This window comes from Allobosea sp. 10L417, from assembly GCF_056395485.1.
This window is the reverse complement of the sequence record NZ_JBFTJP010000004.1, coordinates 269464-289432: the sequence shown is the minus strand read 5'-3', so window position 1 is coordinate 289432 and position 19969 is coordinate 269464. Positions and strand designations below refer to the sequence as shown.

Here is a 19969-nt window from a genome sequence, read left to right as displayed (position 1 = left end):
CCTGTGCGGGCATGCCTCGATGTCGCGGGAGATCCCGAAGATGGAGCGGTTCGATCGCTATTCGTCGACCGTGACTTCCCAGGCCCGCGGCAGCGAGCTGACGGTCGAGACATAGCCCTTGGTCTTGGCGCCCATCGCTCCGCCGACGATGCCGTTATAGAGCATCACCATCGGCACCTCGCCGAGGAAGCGCTTGTGCAACTCGTCGAAGATCGCCTGACGCCCGGAGCGGTCGTTCACCACCATCGACTTGTCGAGCAACGCCTGGATTTCGGGATTGTCCCAGAGCTTGCGCGGCTGCTTGTCCTTCGGCCCGGTCATCGACTCGTAGCTCAGCGCGGGGTCCATGCGGCCGGAATAGGGGAAGGCCTGGATCTGGTAGTTGCCCTTGCTGTAGCGGTCGAGCTGCGTCGCCCATTCCAGGACTTCGATCTCGACGTTGAGTCCGACCGCCTGCAGCATCTGCTGGGCGACCACGGCGGCATCGAAGCTCTCGGGATAGCGCTTGTTGGCGAGCATCACGATCTTCTCGCCCTTGTAGCCGGCTTCCGCGATGAGCTTCTTGGCGGCGGCCGGGTCGTATTTCCAACCCTGCTTCTGCACCGGGCCGTAATAGGCGGAGAGCGCCGGGACGATCGAGTTGTTGGGCGTGCCGATGCCGTCACTGACGGCGGCGACCAGCTCCTTGGTGTCGACCGCGGCGGCGATCGCCTGCCGCAGCTTGACGTTCTGCAGCAGCGGGTCGCGCGTCTGGATGATCAGGCCGACCAGGCCCATGCTGGTGACGACGGAGGTCTTGACCTTGTCGTTCTTCTTCAGCTCGGCGATGTCGGTATTGGCGATGTCGGGAACGATGTCGATGTCGCCGCGCAGCAGCGCTGCCTTGGCGGTCGCGTTGTCGGGGATGATGAGGAAGTGGACTTCGTCGACCAGCGGCTTCTTGGCCCCGGTCAATCCGTCGATCTTGCCGGGCAGCGAGGCGTAGTCGGCGAAGCGCTCGAGCTTGATGTACTCGCCGCGCTTCCATTCGCCGAATTTGAACGGGCCGGTGCCGATCGGCTTGTCGAAGCTGCCATCGGTCTTGACCGAGTCTTTGTGGATGATGCCGGTCATGGCGCAATCGGTGCGGGCGAGCGCGGAAAGAAAGAGCGCGCTGGGCTTGTCGAGCTCGAAGACAACGGTCTTCTCGTTCGGCGCCGAGACCTTCTCGACCTTGACCTGGCCGCGCCCGTCGAACTCCGAGAGGCAGCGCCAGTCGGTCTTCGGGTCCATGTAGCGATTCCAGCTCCACAGCACATCGGCTGCGGTCAGGGGGGCGCCGTTGTGGAACTTCACGCCCGGGCGCAGCGTGAAGGTGTAGTTCTTGCCGTCCGGCGAGATCTCGACCTTCTCGGCCAGCAAGGGCTTGGGCAGCGCGTCCTCGCCATAGGCGACGAGGCCCTCGACCATCTGAACGACGACGCCGTCAGTATTGGCGTCGCGATTGACGCCGGGATTGATCGAGCGGATGTCGGCGCGCAGCTGAATCTTGAGCGTGCTGGCCTCGGCGGCCTGGACCAAGCCGCCGCACAACAGCGCGGCGGCGAGGGCGGTGGTAGTGGTTCGACGCATCATGTTCCCCTGTTTTTATTCGGTTGTGACGCGGTGCCCGGAGGCCGTTCTTCAATGTGAGACCTCATCCTGAAGAGGCCCGTCAGGGCCGTCTCGAAGGGAGTTCCAGATATCTCCCGAGTCTCCTGGACCATCCTTCGAGACGCCGTTCCCTCGGGAATGGCTCCTCAGGATGAGGGCTGAGTGGGCTTCCAAGCAGCCTTTGTCGTCTGTTTATTCCGCCGCTTCGGCGAGCAGGACGGGCTCCTCGGTCAGGCTGTAGCGGGTGAAGACGCGGTTCTCGGCCGGCAGCGGTGCGACCTCCATGATCCCCTTGGCGGGCTGCATGATCACCATCGCGACGGTCGCCGAGAGGTTGCCCTGCTCGTTCGGGCGGGCCGGCCGGCAGACCGAATAGGGCGAGAGGAAATCGTCGAAGAGAGCCTGCTTGAGATCGTCGACCGTCAGCTTTCGGCCGGCCTCGTCGAGCAGCTTCTTCACCCGCCAGTCGCGGTAGAAGCTCTCAGGCACGCGCGGAATGCTGGTGTTCTTCACCTTGGTCAGCGCGACCTGCCCGACCCAGTGGTTGGCGTGCACGATCATGCCGTCTTCCGGATAGATCGGAAACGCCTCGTCCGGGGCGCATTCGAAGTCGATGCCGAAGCCCTTCACGGTCGAGAGCATCATGTTGTTGGAGCAGGCCTTCGGCGTCGCGGCCACGGCCTTGATCGCGAAGGCGAGGTGCTCCTGCTCCAGCACCTTGCGGCGGATCAGGGCGAGCGGCACGCCGGTCTGGGTGAAGTCGCGCTCGCATTCGAGATAGTTGGCGGTGATCGAGATGCCGGCCGCGTTCATGCCGCAGCGGGCGAGGCCGCCGGCCTCGACGAAGGTCAGGAAATCCGGACCGTCGTCGCGGCGCACACGCAGCACGATCGCGGTCTCCGCGCATTCGGCACGCCAGTCCCAGTTCTGGCCGTGGATAAGCTCGCCCGAGGCGCTGCGCTCGGGCAGGATGATGGCGCCGGTGCAGCCATCGTCGAGTTCTTCGGTTGCCTCGACCGGCTTGTTCTTGACCATCCGCGCCTTGGCGATGACCTCGGTGCGGGCGTTGACCATGATGATGTCTTCGAGCGCGACGCCGGCGCCGTCGGCGATGCCACGCATCTCTTCGATGTAATGCGCGCCGAAGGCCTCGATCTCGCTGGCGAACTCGCCGATCAGGGCGGATTTGGCCTTGGCGTCGTAGCCGAGGTCGCCAAGCTGGCCGCCATAGAGCTCGATCGAGCGCTTCACGCGCTGAGGCACGGCCGCGCCGTGCTGGCGGCCGCGCTCATAGGGCGAGCCCGAAACGTCGACGAAGGGGCAGGGCTGGACCATGGCGCGCAACTTTCCGATATGCTGGCGTGACATTGATCTGTAATGTATTTCATCGTCAACTAAAACAAGCAAGGGCTTTCCGATGACCGTTCCGACCCGGTTGCAGCAGGAGATTGCCGGGCGCATCCTGCAACTGGTGCGGGATGATGCGCTCGGCGCGGGCGCCTGGCTGAACGAGAATGCGACGGCCCGCCGCCTCGGCGTCTCGCGCACGCCAGTGCGCGCAGCGCTTGACCATCTCGCCGAGCAGGGCATCGTTCGCCGTCATCTCAACAAGGGCATCGAGATCGTGAAGCTGCCGGCCGCGAGCGATAGCGCTCTGCCGCCGGAGGCGATCGACCTCGCCATGATCCGGCTGGCGCATGAGCGCGAGAACGGGCTGCTGCCCGACGAGGTTTCGGAACTCGAAGTGATGCGGCGCTATGAACTTGGCCGGCCCGAGGCGCAGAAGCTGCTTGCGCGCCTCGCCGATCTCGACATGGTCGAGCGCAAGCCGGGCTATGGCTGGCGCTTCCTGCACGAGCCGCGCGACAAGCGTCTGCGCGACGAGAGCTATCGCTTCCGTCTGGTCATCGAGCCGATGTGCATGCTCGAACCGGGCTTTCACCTCGAGCCCGGCTGGATCGCCGAGATGCGGGCGCGCCATCTCGAATATCTGCAAAGCCCGTGGCGCGAGTCTTCGAGCATCGCGTTCTACGAGATGAATGCCGCTTTCCATGAAGGCTTGGCCGGGGCGACGGGCAATCGCTACTTCCACTCTGCCGTGCGTCGCCAGAACCAGCTCCGGCGCCTCTCGAACTATGACTGGGGTCTCGGTTTCGAGCGCGTGCAGGTGAATTGCACGGAGCATTTGGCCATGCTCGACCATCTGGAAGCAGGAGAGAACGAAGTCGCCTCAGCCTTGATGCGGAGCCACTTGTTCCGGGCCAGTAAGCTCAAGCTGGGGACGCGACAGGTCGATGAGGCCGAGTGAGCCAGCCTGTCCGGGCCCGAGATGGCTGCCCTGCCGCCGAGGCGGTTGACCCGGCCGCGATTTGGGCCCGCAATGGCCGATATCCCGAATCCGACAGGTCGAGTGCCATGACTGTTCACCAGCGCCCGCAAGCCATCGATCCCGCGAAGCTCGACAAGCTGGCCGAGGTCGCCATCCGCGTCGGCCTCAATCTGCAACCGGGGCAGGACCTGTTCCTGACCGCGCCGGTCGCGGCGCTACCGCTGGTCCGGCGCATCGCCGAGCACGCCTACAAGGCCGGCGCCGGCATCGTGACGCCGATGCTTGCCGACGAGGAGATCACGCTCGCGCGCTATCGCTATGCGCCGGATGCGAGCTTCGACAAGGCGCCGGCCTGGCTCTATGAGGGCGTCGCCAAGGCCTTCTCCGCCAACACCGCGCGGCTCGCCGTGGTCGGCGACAATCCGATGCTGCTGGCGAACGAAGACCCGGCCAAGGTCGGGCGCGCCAGCAAGGCGAATTCCGTCGCCTATCAGCCGGCGCTGGAGAAGATCGCCGGCTTCGACATCAACTGGAACATCCTGGCCTATCCCAGCGCGGCCTGGGCGAAGCAGGTTTTCCCGGATGATGCCGAGGAGGTGGCGGTCGGCAAGTTGGCGGAGGCGATCTTCGCCGCTTCGCGCATCAACGAGGCCGATCCGGTGGCCGCCTGGGCGGCGCACAACGCGGCACTGCGGACCCGCCGCGACTGGCTGAACGGCCAGCGCTTCGCTTCTCTGCACTTCACCGGGCCGGGCACCGATCTCGTCGTCGGGCTCGCTGACGGCCATGACTGGCAGGGCGGCGCCTCGCCGGCCAAGAACGGCGTCGTCTGCAACCCGAACATCCCGACCGAGGAGGTCTTCACCACCCCGCATGCGCGCCGCATCGAGGGTCATGTCTCGAGCACCAAGCCGCTCTCCTATCAGGGCTCGCTGATCGACGGCATCCAGGTGCGCTTCGAGGGCGGCCGGATCGCAGAGGCCAAGGCTTCGCGCGGCGAGGCGGTCCTGAACAAGGTGCTCGACACGGACGAGGGCGCGCGCCGTCTCGGCGAGGTGGCGCTGGTGCCGCATTCCTCGCCGATCTCGAAGAGCGGCATCCTGTTCTACAACACCCTCTTCGACGAGAACGCCTCCTGCCACATCGCGCTCGGCCAGTGCTATTCGAAATGCTTCGTCGACGGCGCGAACCTCACGCCGGAGCAGATCGCGGCGCAAGGCGGCAACAAGAGCCTGATCCATATCGACTGGATGATTGGTTCCGGCGAGGTCGATATCGACGGTGTGCATGCTGACGGCCGGCGCGTGCCGGTGTTCCGCAAGGGCGAGTGGGCCTGAAGCGCGAACGTCTAGCCGACGCACCTTCCGTCATGGTCGGGCTTGTCCCAACCATCCACGTCTCCCTTCGTGGAATGCGGTGTTCAAGACGTGGATGCTCGCCACAAGGGCGAGCATGACGGTGTGTTTCCTCGTCAGGCCGGGTTCGTCCTGAGCCAATCCCCGAGCGACGGGCGATGCTGACCGTCACGACCGGTCGTGGCGGGGGCGGCGGCCATCGCGTTGAGCACGGCTTCCTGCGTCGCTTCAGTGGCTGCGCGGAAGAGCGTGTCGATGCGGTTCTCGTTGAGGGCGCGAAGCGGCACGAGATCGTTCGGCTGATCGTGGTCGATCGGATCAGCCGTCGAGAAGGCGACCGCGATGTCGCCGCTGCCATTGCCCCAGAAGGCGCCGAGCCGGGCGAGACCGGCGCCGCCACGCCGCGCGACCCGTTGCAGCTGCCGCGATTCCAGTGGCACGTCGGTCGCGATGACGAGGATGACGGAGCCGCGCTCGCTCTGCGGCTTGGCCTCCGGCGGGACGGGGCGGCGCCCGTCGGGCAGGACGAGATCGCCCGCATTGCCGAAATTCGCCAGCGCGAGCACGCCGAGCGTGTAATCGGCGCTGTCGAGATCGAAGCACCGCGAGGCTGTGCCGATGCCGCCCTTGAAGCCGAAGGCACTCATGCCCGTGCCGGCGCCGACCGCGCCTTCCGCGACTGGGCCTGAAGTGGCAGCGTCGAGCGCGGCGAAGGCATGCACCTGCGTCAGCGCGCGGGCGCGGATGTCCGAGAGATAGCCGTCATTGCATTCGAGCACGATCGGGTTGACCGTGCCGGTCTCGCGGCCGATGTCGGGATTGTCGGCGAGCGCGCGCGTCACCAGCGCGTCGAATCCGGTGCCGACGCTCAGCGTGTTGCCGAGCAGGAGGGGCGTCTCGATCTGGCCGAGTTCGGCGAGTTGCATCAACCCCGCGCTCTTGCCGAAGCCGTTGATGATTTCGACCGCCGCGCGCATCTTGCGGCGGAAGAGGTTGCCGTCATGCGGCAACAGCGCCGTGAAGCCGGTCAGGATGTCGCCGTCGCGCAGGGTGCAGTGCCCGAGCTTCACCCCCGCCACGTCGGTGATGGCATTGAGCGGGCCCGGCTGCATGATGCCGCAGGAAAGGCCGAAATCGCGCAGGCGCTGGGTCATGGTGCCGGGTCTCGATGGATCGTTCGGCGGGAATAGCATGGGCGCGTGCCGGCTCAAGCGCGTCAGGCGCGGGGCGGAATGAACGGCAGGGCAGTCCGCGCGTTTGAGATGGCGAAGCAGGGAGTGCGCCGATGTCCGATCCGTTCCATCTGCAGCGCTTTCTCGATGCGCAAGAGCCCGTCTGGGACGATGCGCTCGCCGAGGTGAAGGCCGGGCGCAAGCGCAGCCACTGGATCTGGTTCGTGTTTCCGCAGATGCGCGGGCTCGGCCTGTCCCCGAATTCGGAGTTCTACGGCATCGGCTCGCTCGACGAGGCGCGGGCCTATCTGGCACATCCGGTTCTGGGGCCGAGGCTCGCAGCGATCGTGGAGGCGGTGCTTGCGCATGAGGGACGCAGTGCAAACGCGATCTTCGGCTCGCCCGACGACAGGAAGCTGTGCTCCTCGATGACGCTGTTCGATGCCGCGAGCGGGGACGGCGCCAACGCCTATCGCGCGGTGCTGAGCCGCTTCTTCGACGGTCCCGATCCACGCACCTTGGAACTGCTTGGCAAGACCTAGCTTCAGCGCGGCAGCACCGTCCCGAGCCCCTGCGCGCGGGCTTGCGCGACGGCGAGATGGGCGAGGGCGAGGTCGGCGAAGGCGACGCCGCGGAAGGCGAAGAGGGAGCGCCCCACCGCCGAGTTCGGCTGCGGTGCAGCGGCCAATCCGATCAAATCGTGCTGGAAGGCGACGGTCGTGACGGGGGTGCCGTCGGCGCCGTAGGGCGCGCGCGATTGTTCGAGGCTGTCGGTTGCGAGCAGGTCGAAGGCCGGCAGCGTCTCCGGCTTCCAGCTGCGGCCGGTGTCGACTGCTACTGCCAGGGCGGTCGGCTTAAGGCGCTGCGCATCGAGGAAGGGCGTCATGCCCGCCGCGCCCGGCACCATCGAGATCACGATGTCGCTGCAGGCGAGCAGCGCATCAGGTTCGTCGAGGATTTCGGTGGCGAGCCCGGCTGCGCGTGCCGCTTCGGCGAGGCGTTCGGCGGAGGAGCGGCTGCGGCTGAGCATCAGCGCGTGGGTCAGGCCGGGATAGAGATCGCGGAAGGCGGCGAGATGGGCGTGGGCCTGCAGGCCGCAGCCGACGAAGCCGATGGTCTGCGGCGCAGCGGGTGCCAGTAGCGATGCCGCGGCGGCGCTGATCGCCGCGGTGCGGATCAGCGTGATCTCGTCGCCGTCGAGGACGGCGAGTGGCTGGCCGGTCTCATAGTCGCTGACGCAGATCAGCGCGCTCACGGCCGGCAGCGGTGAGCCGGCAGCGACGGGCGCCATCGCCACCCATTTCACCGTGGCGATCCCCTGCGCCGAGGAGGCGGCTGTCATCGCCTGGAAGCCATGGCCGGGGCCGAGCGTCAGCGTGCTCTTCGGCAGGCTGCGGTTCAGGCCGGCGCCATGGTCGCGAAATCCCTGGAGGACGGCCTCGCGCGCCGCGGCCGCCGGGATCGACAGCGCCCGGACGTTCTCGCGCGACAGATAAAGCAGGGTTTCGCTCATCCCGAGAGCTCCGTAACGGCAAGGCGCGGCGGCGGGAAAAACCCGCGTAAACGGGGGGATACAGCCGAGCTTGGCCGGCGTCGAGACGGCCGAGCGCGTTGCGATCGGGCGGGATCACAGGATTGACATCTTCATTAACCGGCGTATCGTTCCTTTTATTGCAACTCAAGTTCCGTTTAATGGAACTTTTAGGACCGATCCCGATGTCCATCCTGTCGTCGGCCGTGGATGTGCTTCGTTGCTTCTCCAGCACGCGTCACGATGTGACGGTGACCGATCTCGTGTCGCTGCTGGGCATGCCGAAGAGCAACGCCTCGCGGCTGCTGCGGGCGATGCGGGACGAGGGGCTGCTGGAAACCGTCGGCGACAGCAAGCGCTATCGCCCTTCGCTGCTGCTCAATCAGGTCGGGCATCTCTATCGTTTCGCGGCCTCGCTGATCGACCGCGCCGATGCTGTGGTCGGCAGAATCTCCGATCAGATCGGCCATACCGGCTATATCAGCGTCCGGCGCGGCAACGAGATCGTCGGCGTCACCGCCCATCCCGGCAGCCATGCGCTGCGCGTCGTCACCGCGATCGGCGACCGCATCCCCGCCTTCGCCTCCAGCACCGGCCGCGCCCTGCTCGCTCGGCTCTCGGACGACGAGGTTCGCGCGCTTTATCCGGCCGGCTTCACCGCGCCCTCAGAGACCGCACCGCAGACCATGGACGAGCTTCTGGCGCGCCTCGCGGTCGTCCGCAGCGCGGGCTTTGCCGAATCCCATGACGAGGCGGTGCGCGGCGTGCGAGCCATCTCGGTCGCCGTCGGCGATCCCGTCAGCGGCGACGAGGTGGCGATCTGCATCTCCTTCCCAGCCGCCACGGTGGAGCCGGCCGAGCGCCTCGCCATCATCCGTTCGCTGGGGGAGGGCGGCGCCGAGATCGCGGCCCTGACCCAGGACAAGCGCTTCTTTCCCTTGAACCTTCCCATCRCGGAGACCGCTCCATGAGCAATCGTTGGCGCATCGGCTTCGACATCGGCGGCACCTTCACCGATTTCATCCTCTACGACTCGCAGGAGCGCTCGGTCCGGCTGCACAAGCGCCTGACCACGCCGCACGATCCCTCCGAAGCCGCGCTGATCGGCCTCGGCGAGCTCGTCGATATGGCCGGGATCACGCTCGCCGATGTCGGCGACATCGTCCACGGCACGACGCTGGTCACCAACGCCGTGATCGAGCGCAAGGGCTCCAAGCTCGGCCTGATCACCACCAAGGGCTTCCGCGACATCCTCGAAATGGGGACCGAGCAGCGCTACGACATCTACGACCTGTTCCTAACCTTCCCCGACCCGCTGGTCTCCCGCGAGCATCGCCTCGAAGTGGCCGAGCGCATCGACCGCGACGGCAAGGTCGTGACTGCGCTCGATGCGGAAGCGGTGCGCAAGGCCGCCCGCGAGCTCGAAGCTGCTGGCTGCGAGGCGATCGCGATCTGCTTCCTCAACAGCTACCGCAATCCGGCGCATGAGCAGGAAGCCGGCCGCATCGTCCGCGAGACCTGCCCGGAACTCACCGTCTCGCTGTCGAGCGAGGTCGTCGCCGAAATCTGGGAATACCAGCGCTTCGTCACCACGGCGGCCAATGCCTATGTCCAGCCGCTGATGCGCCGCTATCTGCAGCGGCTGGAGCGCGAGCTTGCGGCCCGCTCCTTCACCGGCGCGCTCCGGCTGATGCATTCGGCCGGCGGTCTCGTCTCGCCCGAGACGGCGCGCACCTTCCCGATCCGTCTGCTCGAAAGCGGCCCGGCTGGCGGCGGCCTCGCCACGGCGCTGTTCGGTGAGCTCGCCGGCCACAAGGACGTGATCTCTTTCGACATGGGTGGCACCACGGCCAAGGCCTGCATGATCGAGGATGGCCGCGCCGAGATCGCGCCGATGCTCGAAGCCGGCCGGGTCAACCGCTTCGCCAAGGGCTCCGGCCTGCCGATCAAGGCCCCCGTCATCGACATGATCGAGATCGGCGCCGGCGGCGGCTCGATCGCCGCCATCGACGAGGTCGGCCTGCTCAAGGTCGGCCCGCATTCGGCCGGTTCCGATCCCGGTCCGGCGTGCTACGGCATGGGCGGCGTGAAGCCGACCGTGACCGACGCCAATCTCGTGCTCGGCTATTACGATCCGAAATTCTTCCTTGGCGGGCGCATGGCGCTCGATCTGGAGGCTGCGCGCAAGGCCGTCTCGACAGTGGCCGCGCCGCTTGGCCTTTCCGTCGAGGAAGCCGCCTGGGGAATCCACAAGGTCGTGGTCGAGAGCATGGGCGCAGCCGCCCGCGTCCATCTCGTCGAGAAGGGCAAGGACCCCCGCCATTACGCCATGGTCGGCTTCGGCGGCGCCGGCCCGGCGCATGCGGTCGACGTCGCCCGCGTGCTCGGCGTCAAGCAGGTCATCATCCCGCCGGCCTCCGGCGCGGCCTCGGCGCTCGGCTTCCTTGCCGCGCCGCTCTCCTTCGACATGGTGCGCTCGCTGCCCGTCGAGTTCTCGGAAGGCTTCGATGCCGCCGCGGTCAACGCGATGCTCGGCCAGCTCGAAACGGAAGGTCGCAAGCACCTGATAGAAGCAGGGGTGAAGCCCGGCGACGTCACGGTCGAACGCACGGCCGATATGCGCCTTGTCGGCCAGATGCACGACATCTCCGTGCCGCTGCCATCAGGCACCATCGATGCGTCGAGCCTGGATGCCATCCGCGCGGCCTTCAGCAAGGCTTATTCCGCCCGCTACACCTCGGTCTATGAGGGCGCGCGGCTGGAGGCGATCAACTTCCGCGTCCGCTGCGCCGGTCCGGTTCCGACGCTCTCGCTCTCCGGCGCGGCCGGCGGCGGCAATGCGGCCGCCAAGATCAAGGGCAGCCGCCGCGCCTGGTTCGAGGGCGGCTGGAGCGACGCGGTGGTCTATGATCGCTACGCCCTGCGTTCCGGCGACACCGTCAAGGGCCCGGCGATCATCGAGGAGCGCGAGGCGACCACGATCGTCCCGCCCGGCGACAGCGTCGCCATCGACGACGTCCTGAACCTCATCATCCATGTCGCCCAGCCCAACGCGGCCGAGACGACGATCACCGCCGACATGCCGCTGGCTGAGGCCGCGCGCCGGATCGAGGCCGATCCGATCTCGCTGGAGATCATGTGGAGCCGGATGATCAACGTCGTCGAGGAGATGTGGTTGACGGTCTGCCGCACCGCCTTCTCGCTGGTGATCTCGGAAGCGCAGGACTTCGCCTGCGAATTGCTCGACCCTGAAGGCGAGACGCTGGCGCATTCGCCCCGCGCCATGCCGGTGTTCAACTTGACGCTGCCGCGCGCGGTCAAGGCGCTCTTGGAGCGCTATCCGGCGCAGACGCTGAAGCCCGGCGACGTGCTCATCACCAACGATCCCTGGCTCTGCGCCGGCCATCTCTTCGACATCGCGGTGGTGACGCCGGTCTTCCTCGGCAATCGCGTCGTCGGGCTGATGGGGACCGTCGGCCATGTCTCCGACATCGGCGGCACCAAGGACTCGCTGCGGGCTCGCGAGATCTACGAGGAAGGCTTCCAGATCCCGCCGATGAAGCTCTACGAGGCCGGCCGGATCAACGAGACGCTGGTGCGCCTGCTGGCTGAGAACGTGCGCAACTCCGAGCAGGTACTCGGCGATCTCCACTCCTTCGTCGCGGCCAACGCGATCGGCGCCGAGCGGTTGCAGTCCTTCCTCACCGATTACGGCATGCAGGATCTCAGGGCCCTCGCCCATGTCGTGCAGAGCCGCTCGGAAAGGGCGATGCGCGAGGCGATCCGCGCGCTGCCTGATGGAACCTATCACGGCACCGTCTCCAACAACCCGCTGGGCACGCCGATGACCTATCCGCTGGCGCTGACAGTGAAGGGCGACACGATCCATCTCGACTTCGCCGGCGCGCCGCCGCAGCTCCCGCAGGGCGGGCTGAACTGCACGCTCAACTACACGATGGCGCATGCGACCTATCCGCTGAAATGCATGCTGACGCCATCAGTGCGCGGCAATGCCGGCTGCTACCGCGCCTTCTCGATCGAGGCGCCGAAGGGCTCGATCCTGAACTGCGACAAGCCGCTGGCGGTGAACCTGCGCACCCGCACCGGCTGGTATCTGGCGCCGAACATCTTCCGCGCGCTGTCCAAGGCGGCGCCGAAGCAGGTGCAGGCCTTCACCGGCCTGCCCGTCGCGGCGAGCGTCTATGGCCGCGACCAGGCCGGCGACACCTATTCCGACATGCTCTTCGTCGGTGGCGGCCAGGGCGGCTCGGCCCATGGCGACGGCAAGTCGGGACTGCTCTACCCGACCTCGGCGGCGAACACCTCGATCGAGACCTTCGAGTCGCGCGTGCCGGTTCTGGTGGTCGAAAAGACCTATCTCACCGACTCCGGCGGCGCCGGGCAGCATCGCGGCGGTCTCGGTCAGCGCGTGCGGCTGCGCAAGCTCTCCGATGACGGGCTGCCGACGCTGGTCTCGCTCTATCCGGAAGGGGTCAACAACCCGATCCCCGGCCTGTTCGGCGGCAAGGCCGGCGGCGGCGCCTCGGGCCGGGTCATCGACGAGCAGGGCCATGTGCTGAAGGACGTCGGCACCGGCGAGCTCGTCCAGGTCAAGCAGCCGCACGAGATCGTCGAACTCGTGCTCGCCGGCGGCGCCGGCTACGGCCCGGCCGCGGAACGCTCGCGGGAGGCGATCGCCCGCGACATCGCGCTCGGCCTTGTCTCGCCCGACGCGGCCAAGCGGGACTACGGCGTGCAGGGAGCGCATGCCACGCAGGACGTCGGCGAGGCCAAGGCCGGCATCCTGGTTGCCTGACGGGCTGCATCGAAACGCAAACAGCCCGCAAGGGGCGATTATGGGGACCGAGGCATGAACAATCCGACTGAAGGGGTGCCTCGGCGGCACCCCAGCCTGTTCGAGCCGGCGACGCTGCTGCTCATCGCCGTGCTCTGCGTCTTCGGCGCGATCATCGGCATGCAGCTTCTGGTGTCGCTGGGCATCACCGCCAATACCTCGCTGATCGGCGCGCTCGCGGCCATGGCGCTTGCGCGCGTGCCGCTCGCGATCTTTGCCCGCTACCGCTCGATCCATGTGCAGAACCTGGCTCAGAGCGCGATCTCCTCGGCCACCTTTGGCGCGGCGAACAGCCTGCTCCTGCCGGTCGGCATTCCCTGGCTGCTCGGCCGGCCGGATCTGGTGCTGCCGATGCTGGCCGGCGCCTTCTTCGCGATGCTGCTCGATGCCTATCTGCTCTACCGGATGTTCGATTCCCGCGTCTTCCCGGCGACGGGCGCCTGGCCTCCGGGCGTCGCCGCCGCCGAGGCGATCAAGGCCGGCGACGAGGGCGGCCGCAAGGCGGTGCTGATGGGCATCGGCTTCGGCACCGGCGTCGTCGCCTCCTTCATCAAGATCCCGCTGGCCTGGATCGGCTTCGCCGGCTCGGCCGCCGTCACCGGCATCCCGATGTCGGCCTTCGGCGTCGCCTTCATCGGCAATGTCTGGGCGCTCACGATGTTCGGCGTCGGGCTGCTGCTGCGCGGCTATTCCGGCCAGCTGTTCGGGGGCCCGCTCTTCGAGACCATCATTCCCAAGGGCGACCTGATGGCCGCCTATATCCCGCACGGCTTCATGATCGGCGCCGGCCTCGTCGCGCTGCTGCAGGTCGCGCTGCTGCTGTTGCGACCGAGCGATGCCAAGAAGAACGAGCCAAAGGCAGGCGTTGGCGATGCGGAGGTGCGCCGTGCGCTCGGCCTCGGCACGATCGGCTATCTTGCCATCGCCATCTTCATTGCGCTGGTTGGCGGTCTGATGAGCGAGATGTCAGTGGGCATGCTGATCCTGTTCGTGCTCTACGCCGCCTTCGCGGCCTATGTGCATGAGCTGATCGTCGGCCTCGCCGCGATGCATTCCGGCTGGTTCCCGGCTTTCGCGGTCGCGCTGATCACGCTGATCATCGGCATGCTCATCGGCTTCCCGATGCCGGCCTTGGCTTTGCTCGTCGGCTTCTCGGCCGCGACCGGGCCTGCCTTCGCCGATATGGGCTATGATCTGAAGGCCGGCTATTTGCTGCGCGGCAATGGCGCCGACCCGGCCTTCGAGCTTGATGGCCGCCGCCAGCAGCTCTTCGCCGCGATGTTCGCCTTCGTCGTCGCCGGCGCGGTCGTGCTGTTCTCGTACCAGTCCTTCTTCGACCAGAACCTCGTCGCCCCCGTGAACAAGGTCTATGCCGCGACGATCAAGGCCGGCGTTGCTGATGGCGTCGCCTGGCAGCTCTTCCTTTGGGCGATTCCCGGCGCGATCCTGCAGTTCATCGGCGGGCCGAAGCGGCAGATCGGCGTACTCTTTGCCACCGGCCTTCTGATCAGCTTCCCGATGGCGGGCTGGGCGGTGCTGGCCGGCATCCTCTGCCGCGTGGTCTGGGAAAAGCTGCGCGGCAAGAGCGGCGAGGGCGATATGGAGGTCTTTGCCGCTGGCGTCATCGCCGGCGACGCGATCTTCTCCTTCTTCGACTCCGTCTCGAAGAATTTCTGGAAGCGTTGAGGGACCGAGGCCCGGACGAGAAACCGCCCGGGCCTTTTTCTTCTGTGCAGGACGAGACCATGAGCAAGCTCGGAACCCTCACCATCGGCCAGGCGCCGCGGGCCGACATCACGCCGATCCTGGATGCCGTGCTCAATGCGGACCTGCCCCAACGCCATGCCGGCGTGCTGGACGGTCTCAGCCGGGCTGAGATCGAACGCGATTTCGCCGCAGTGCCCGGCCAGCCGGTGTTGATCACGAAGCTGCTCGACGGCAGCGCAGTCGTCATCGACCGCACCCGGACCGAGAAGGCGGCGCAGCGCAAGCTCGCGCTGCTGGAGGCCGAGGGCTGCGGCACTATCCTGATGCTCTGCACCGGCCATTTCGAAAGCCTGAGCACGCAAAAGGCGTGGCTCGTCGAGCCGGACCGCATCCTGCCGCCGGCCGTGGCGGCGCTGACCCAGGGCGCGCAGCTGGGGATCATCGTGCCTCTGGCCGAACAGATTTCGTCAGAGGCCGGCAAATGGGCGCCGCTCGGCCGGGCGCCTCTCTATGCCGCTGCCTCCCCCTATGGCGGCGCGGGGGCTTCGGTTGCGGAAGCCGCGCGCGAACTGGCCGGACGCGGGGCCGAAATCCTGCTGATGGATTGCATGGGCTTCGTCGAGCGTCATCGCCACGAGGCGGCGGAGGCCGGCCTGCCGGTGATCCTTTCCAACAGCCTGATCGCCAAGCTGGTGTCCGAGATCGTCTGACGGCGCCGTCGTCCTGCCAGAATGAGAAAGGCCGCCTGTGAGGCGGCCTTTCTTGGGGCTGGGCCGCTTGGAGGCTTACTTTGCGGCGAAGACGCCGAGGCTGCTGGCGGTGATGTCGAAGGAGAGCGTCGCGACGACGGCGGCGCCGCACCAGTTGGAACGACCCGTGCCGGTGGCGATGCCGCGCGGATCGGCCGTCAGCAGGAAGCAGTTGTTCTTGGACAGGTCGGTGTCGTGGTAGCGCAGGTCGGCGGTAACGTTCTTCCAGGTATAGGAGACGCCGGCGTTCCAGTAGGTGTAGTCGGGCAGGTTGGTCGGCGGCACAGTCGACCAGATCGCGAGGTTGGTGGTGCCGAGCCAGTAATGGCCGAGCTCGCCGGAGACCGAGAGACCCTCGAGGAAGGGCAGGCTGTACTTGGCCGTCAGCGAGGCGTAGGTGCCGCTCGCGCCGGTCCCGAGCCAATCCCAGGCGTAGAACACGTTGGCGCCGAGCGTCAGGCTCTCGGCGAAGGTGTAGGAGACCTTGCCGTAGACTTCGGTGAAGTCGGTGTTCTTCGGCGTCCAGAACACGCCGGCGCCGTCGATCAACTGCTTTTCGGCGGGATAGTAATATTGCCAGACGCCGAAATCGAAGGAGAGGTCGCCGAATTTCGGCCGGATGCCGCCGTAGAAGTCGATCTCCGCGGTCGGGCTCGTCGCGAGATCGACGTTGGAGCCGTAGACGCCGAGATAGAACAGATTGTTGTAGATCTGCAGCTCGGCGCCGCCCTGGATAGCCGGCTTGCGATCGGTCTGCGAGATGCCGCGGAAATTGTAGTCGGTCATGCCCTTCACGCTGAGGGCGATATCGAACCAGGTGATCGCCGGAACGACCGGGGCGGGCGGCGGGCCTTTCTTGCTCGGCAGGTCTGAGGCCTGTGCCACGCCGACAGCGGCGGCCAGACCCAGTCCTAGAATCGAGGAACGGAAACGAACGGACATCTGCAGGAACCCCCTTGCCGCGCATTGATTTGCGCTGTCGTCCCAGCAAGCGGACGAGACCGACTTGGGCAAGACGAGGTTTTGGGCGCTTCGCCCACGCAAAAAGCAAAGGCCCCCGAAAGGAGGGCCTTCGCGCCTGCGAAATAAGCAAGCCTGTTTTATCCGTTGCGCTGTTGCATTTGCGTCACGCGACCAGTGACTGTTTTCGATGGGTCAGCGCGTCGCGGCCTGACTTGCATAGCCGGCCGTGGACTGGTCCAGGCTGGACGTCTTGAGCCCATTGGCCCGGCGCGGCGGGAGCGGGGCGCTGGTGGCTGTCGGCGTCGCCGGAACGACCGATGCGATCGGCGCGCTGCCGACACCCTGGTCGGCCGTAGCGCTGGAGCCGCCGCCGAAGACCGGCATGAAGCTGAGCGCGCGTTGCAGCAGGGGCTTTTCCTCTGCGGGAGCCACCGTCGCGACCGGCGTCGAACCCGCGCTTGCGAGAACCGGCGCCTGGAGGGCGTTGCCGGGCGCGACCTTGGCCAGCTGGGTCGCAGCCGGAGCTGCTGCCGGGCGCGGCGCGGCGGCAGGCTTGGCGGCCACTTCCGCCGGGGCGGCGGCGATGGCGGCGAGAACGGCGTCATTGTCGGCCGAAGCGGCGCGGATAGTGGCCTTCGCCTGGCCCTTGTCGTCGAGCACGACGACGCGCGGGCCGATCGACAGGGCGTCGGCGCGGCTGACGCCGACATCTTTCGAGGCCCAGGAAGCGGAGCGGTTGAGCGCGTCGGAGCCGCCGGAGAGCAGCGTCTGCTTGAAGGACGCGTGCTGGTCGCCGTCATCATAGATCAGCCGGATCGCCGGCGTGCCCTTGGCGACCAGCGAGGCGACCTGGACCTCGTCCTGCTGGCGCTTCGCGGCGACGGCGGCCGGAGCCGAGCCGCCGTTGAAGACATAGCGACCGCCGGCCACGGCGACGGCGGGCTCATTCCGGGTGACCTCGAAATAGTCCGTGCCTTCCTTCAGGTTCTTCCAGAAGGCGATGTTCGGGTCGAGACGGTGCTTGGCGAGGTTCTCAGGCGTCATCCGGAAGGGCAGGGCCTGCATCTGCACGGCGCGCTGGCCAGCATTCTGCGCCTCGCGCACCAGCGCGTAGATCTCGCCGATCTGGTCGTCCGTCATCGAGTAGCAGCCGGCCGAGGAGCAGGCGCCGTGGACCATCAGATGCGCGCCGGTGCGGCCATGCGCCCGGTCATAGGCATTGGGGTAGCCCATGTTGAACGACACGTAATAGGACGAGTTCGGGTTCATCTGCTGGGGCGCGATGGCATAGAAGCCCTCGGGCGCCATGCGGTCGCCTTCGCGCACCTTCGGGCCGAGCTGGCCGGACCAGCGGCACATCGGGAAGGTCTTGAGCAGGGCGTATTGGCCGTCGGCCTTGCGCTTCCAGACCTCGAGCTCCGACTCCTTCTTGTAGGAGCGGATCAGAATGGGCTGATCCTTGCTCATGCCCTTCTCGGACATCAGCGCGTAGGTCGCGGTCGGGATCGGGATGTTGTGCCGGGCGGAGCCGCGATAACGCTCCTCCTCACAGGCCGCCAGCGTCAATGCAACAAAAGCCACTAGCGCGAGTTGCTTGATTGCCACGTCGTCATTCCCATCGAACGGCAGGCCCAGAGTGCGACCTGTGACTTCGCAAGAGGGCCAAATTGTGCCCGTCGACTCGTTGTAGAAGCGTTAGCCTTGAGGGTTCCTTACCATAGGCTTGCCCCGTCTGGCCACATGGTCAACGGCCGGTAAAGAATCCTGCTTTCGCCGGTGCGAGATATCGCGCGCAAAGATTGCTCAGAGATTGCGCCCGATCGCGAGGAATTTTTCGGCGCGTTTTGCAACGATATCCTCGCCGCCGAGGCCGGCGAGATCGCCGAGCGCAGCTGCGATCGCATCGCCCGCGCGGCTGATAGCCGCGTGCGCGTCGCGATGGGCGCCGCCCGTCGGCTCCTGCACGATCCGGTCGATGATCCCGAACTTCAGCAGGTCCTGCGCCGTGATCTTCATGCCGGTCGCCGCGTCCTGCGCGCGGCCGGTGTCGCGCCAGAGGATAGAGGCCGCGCCTTCCGGCGAGATCACCGAGTAGATCGCATGCTCCAGCATGAGCACGCGGCTGGCGGCGGCGATGGCGATGGCGCCGCCCGAGCCGCCCTCGCCGATGACGAGCGCGACGCTGGGGCTGCGCAGCCCGAGCCAGGTCTCGGTCGAACGGGCGATGGCCTCGGCCTGGCCGCGCTCCTCGGCCTCGATGCCGGGATAGGCGCCGGCGGTGTCGACGAAGCTCAGCACCGGCAGGCCGAAGCGGTCGGCCGTTTCGGCGAGGCGCACCGCCTTGCGGTAGCCTTCGGGCTTGGGCATGCCGAAATTGTGCCGGATGCGGGTCTCGGTCGAATCGCCCTTTTCCTGGCCGATGATGCAGACCGGCTCGCCGCGGAAGCGGCCGAAGCCGCCGACGATGGCCTCGTCCTCGCCGAAGGCGCGGTCGCCGGCGAGAGGCGTGAATTCCTCGATCAGCCCGGCGCAGTAATCCTTGAAGTGCGGGCGCTGCGGATGGCGCGCCACCAGCGTCTTCTGCCAGGGCGTCAGCGCCGCATAGATGTCCTTCAGAGCCTGGTTGGCCTTGGCGTCGAGCTTGCCGATCTCTTCCGACAGGGAAATGCCGTCGCCGCGTGCCTCGAGTGCCCGCAATTCATCCGCCTTCGCCTCCAGTTCGGCGACCGGTTTCTCGAAATCCAGATAGCTACGCATCGTGATCCAGTTCAGAATCCGCGCGAAAATCGGGCGGAACAGCGGTTTACGGCACAACCGGCGCGAAAGGCGGCGGACCTTGGCCGCGACCCGGCGAAAATGTCAACCCGTTCGGCTTTCCGTCGGCGCGGCCGCTGCGCGCGGCGTGGGAGCCGGCTGCGGCAGCAGGACCGGCCGCAACGCGAAGCTGCGCCGCGTCGCGCGCAGGGGCGCGCGCCGGTAGAACTGCTTGGTCGCGTCGATGACATGCACGCCCGCAAAGGGCAGCGAGAGGCCGGCCCCGATCTGTTCCCAGACCGGGGCGGAACGCATCAGGAGCCGCCGCTGCAGCGGCGGGACATAAAGCGCCTCCGTCCAATGCTCCGGCGAGAATTCGGCGGCGCGCATCAGGGCGGAGAGCTGCCGGCGGCTGAAGGGGCGGCCCTGGCCGAAGGGCGTGCCGTCCATCCGGGCCCAGAGCCCGCGCCGGTTGGGCACGACCAGGATCATCCGCCCGCCGGGACTGAGGACGCGCGAGACTTCGTCGAGCAGGTCGTCCGGGCTTTCCGTCTCCTCGAGCGCATGGACGAGGACGACCCGGTCGATCGAGGCGGTCGGCAGCGGCAAGAGCGTCGGTTCGACCAGGGCCGAGGCGGAGAGGCCGGGCGTCGGCCAGTTCACGACGCCCTGCGCCGCCGGCATGAAGGCGATGGTCCGCTCGGCCTGCATGCCGAGCACGGAGAGATAGGGCGTCGAGAAGCCGAGGCCGAGGAGCCGCTGGCGCGAGCAGTCCGGCCAGAAGCGCAGCATCGTCCGGCCGATGAAGCGCCGGGCCACATGGCCGAGCGGGCTGGCATAGAAGGCGCGCAGATCGACGACGTCGAGAGGCATGGCGCTTGAGATGGAACGCGCGGCGGCCGAACGCAAGGGCCGCGTGGCA

15 protein-coding genes are annotated in these 19969 nt (G+C 67.1%); 7 read left to right on the top strand and 8 right to left on the bottom strand.

Annotated features, from left to right (window positions below; genetic code table 11):
- Positions 1-57: 57 nt before the first annotated feature.
- Positions 58-1611, bottom strand: coding sequence for an ABC transporter substrate-binding protein (locus AC1DE3_RS13700; RefSeq protein WP_476797035.1), 1554 nt, complete (start codon positions 1609-1611; stop codon positions 58-60).
- Between the two features lie 213 nt (positions 1612-1824).
- On the bottom strand, positions 1825-2967 hold the full coding sequence (locus AC1DE3_RS13695; RefSeq protein WP_441511613.1) for a C45 family autoproteolytic acyltransferase/hydolase: 1143 nt from the start codon (positions 2965-2967) through the stop codon (positions 1825-1827).
- Positions 2968-3049: 82 nt separating this feature from the next.
- Here AC1DE3_RS13695 and AC1DE3_RS13690 point away from each other — a divergent pair, with 82 nt between their 5' ends.
- Positions 3050-3940 (top strand): GntR family transcriptional regulator, encoded by an 891-nt coding sequence (locus AC1DE3_RS13690; RefSeq protein WP_476797033.1) that lies wholly within the window; start codon positions 3050-3052, stop codon positions 3938-3940.
- Positions 3941-4047: 107 nt separating this feature from the next.
- A complete protein-coding gene (locus AC1DE3_RS13685; protein WP_476797032.1) occupies positions 4048-5298 on the top strand; it encodes an aminopeptidase in 1251 nt (416 codons plus the stop codon).
- Between the two features lie 134 nt (positions 5299-5432).
- Here AC1DE3_RS13685 and AC1DE3_RS13680 read toward each other — a convergent pair whose 3' ends face one another.
- The gene (locus AC1DE3_RS13680) at positions 5433-6470 is read right to left on the bottom strand and encodes a DmpA family aminopeptidase (RefSeq protein ID WP_476797031.1); all 1038 of its coding nucleotides are present in this window, start codon (positions 6468-6470) and stop codon (positions 5433-5435) included.
- A gap of 131 nt (positions 6471-6601) precedes the next feature.
- Here AC1DE3_RS13680 and AC1DE3_RS13675 point away from each other — a divergent pair, with 131 nt between their 5' ends.
- The gene (locus AC1DE3_RS13675) at positions 6602-7030 is read left to right on the top strand and encodes a DUF1810 domain-containing protein (protein WP_476797030.1); all 429 of its coding nucleotides are present in this window, start codon (positions 6602-6604) and stop codon (positions 7028-7030) included.
- 2 nt (positions 7031-7032) lie between these two features.
- Here AC1DE3_RS13675 and AC1DE3_RS13670 read toward each other — a convergent pair whose 3' ends face one another.
- Positions 7033-8001 carry an ornithine cyclodeaminase family protein gene (locus AC1DE3_RS13670; protein WP_476797029.1) on the bottom strand — a complete coding sequence of 323 codons (969 nt, stop codon included), beginning with the start codon at positions 7999-8001 and terminating at the stop codon, positions 7033-7035.
- A 203-nt stretch (positions 8002-8204) separates the two neighbouring features.
- Between AC1DE3_RS13670 and AC1DE3_RS13665 the strand changes: the two genes are divergently transcribed.
- The 4 genes from AC1DE3_RS13665 to AC1DE3_RS13650 are packed head-to-tail and all read left to right on the top strand — an operon-like array spanning position 8205 to position 15291.
- Positions 8205-8990: an IclR family transcriptional regulator gene (locus tag AC1DE3_RS13665; RefSeq protein WP_476852443.1), complete on the top strand. Its 786-nt coding sequence runs from the start codon at positions 8205-8207 to the stop codon at positions 8988-8990.
- The gene (locus AC1DE3_RS13660; protein ID WP_476797027.1) at positions 8987-12835 is read left to right on the top strand and encodes a hydantoinase B/oxoprolinase family protein; all 3849 of its coding nucleotides are present in this window, start codon (positions 8987-8989) and stop codon (positions 12833-12835) included. Before AC1DE3_RS13665 ends, AC1DE3_RS13660 begins: the two co-directional genes overlap by 4 nt.
- A 54-nt stretch (positions 12836-12889) precedes the next feature.
- Positions 12890-14560 (top strand): OPT/YSL family transporter, encoded by a 1671-nt coding sequence (locus tag AC1DE3_RS13655; RefSeq protein ID WP_476797026.1) that lies wholly within the window; start codon positions 12890-12892, stop codon positions 14558-14560.
- 59 nt (positions 14561-14619) lie between these two features.
- On the top strand, positions 14620-15291 hold the full coding sequence (locus AC1DE3_RS13650) for an AroM family protein (RefSeq protein ID WP_476797025.1): 672 nt from the start codon (positions 14620-14622) through the stop codon (positions 15289-15291).
- Between the two features lie 75 nt (positions 15292-15366).
- Here AC1DE3_RS13650 and AC1DE3_RS13645 read toward each other — a convergent pair whose 3' ends face one another.
- The 4 genes from AC1DE3_RS13645 to AC1DE3_RS13630 all read right to left on the bottom strand — a co-directional run bounded on the left by AC1DE3_RS13645 (position 15367) and on the right by AC1DE3_RS13630 (position 19920).
- Entirely contained in the window at positions 15367-16272 is a 906-nt protein-coding gene (locus tag AC1DE3_RS13645; protein ID WP_441511623.1) for a TorF family putative porin, read from the bottom strand.
- A 213-nt stretch (positions 16273-16485) separates the two neighbouring features.
- The gene (locus tag AC1DE3_RS13640; protein WP_476852442.1) at positions 16486-17898 is read right to left on the bottom strand and encodes a L,D-transpeptidase family protein; all 1413 of its coding nucleotides are present in this window, start codon (positions 17896-17898) and stop codon (positions 16486-16488) included.
- A 198-nt stretch (positions 17899-18096) separates the two neighbouring features.
- Positions 18097-19050 (bottom strand): acetyl-CoA carboxylase carboxyltransferase subunit alpha, encoded by a 954-nt coding sequence (locus AC1DE3_RS13635; RefSeq protein ID WP_476797023.1) that lies wholly within the window; start codon positions 19048-19050, stop codon positions 18097-18099.
- Between the two features lie 102 nt (positions 19051-19152).
- Entirely contained in the window at positions 19153-19920 is a 768-nt protein-coding gene (locus AC1DE3_RS13630; protein ID WP_476797022.1) for a class I SAM-dependent methyltransferase, read from the bottom strand.
- Positions 19921-19969 lie beyond the last annotated feature (49 nt).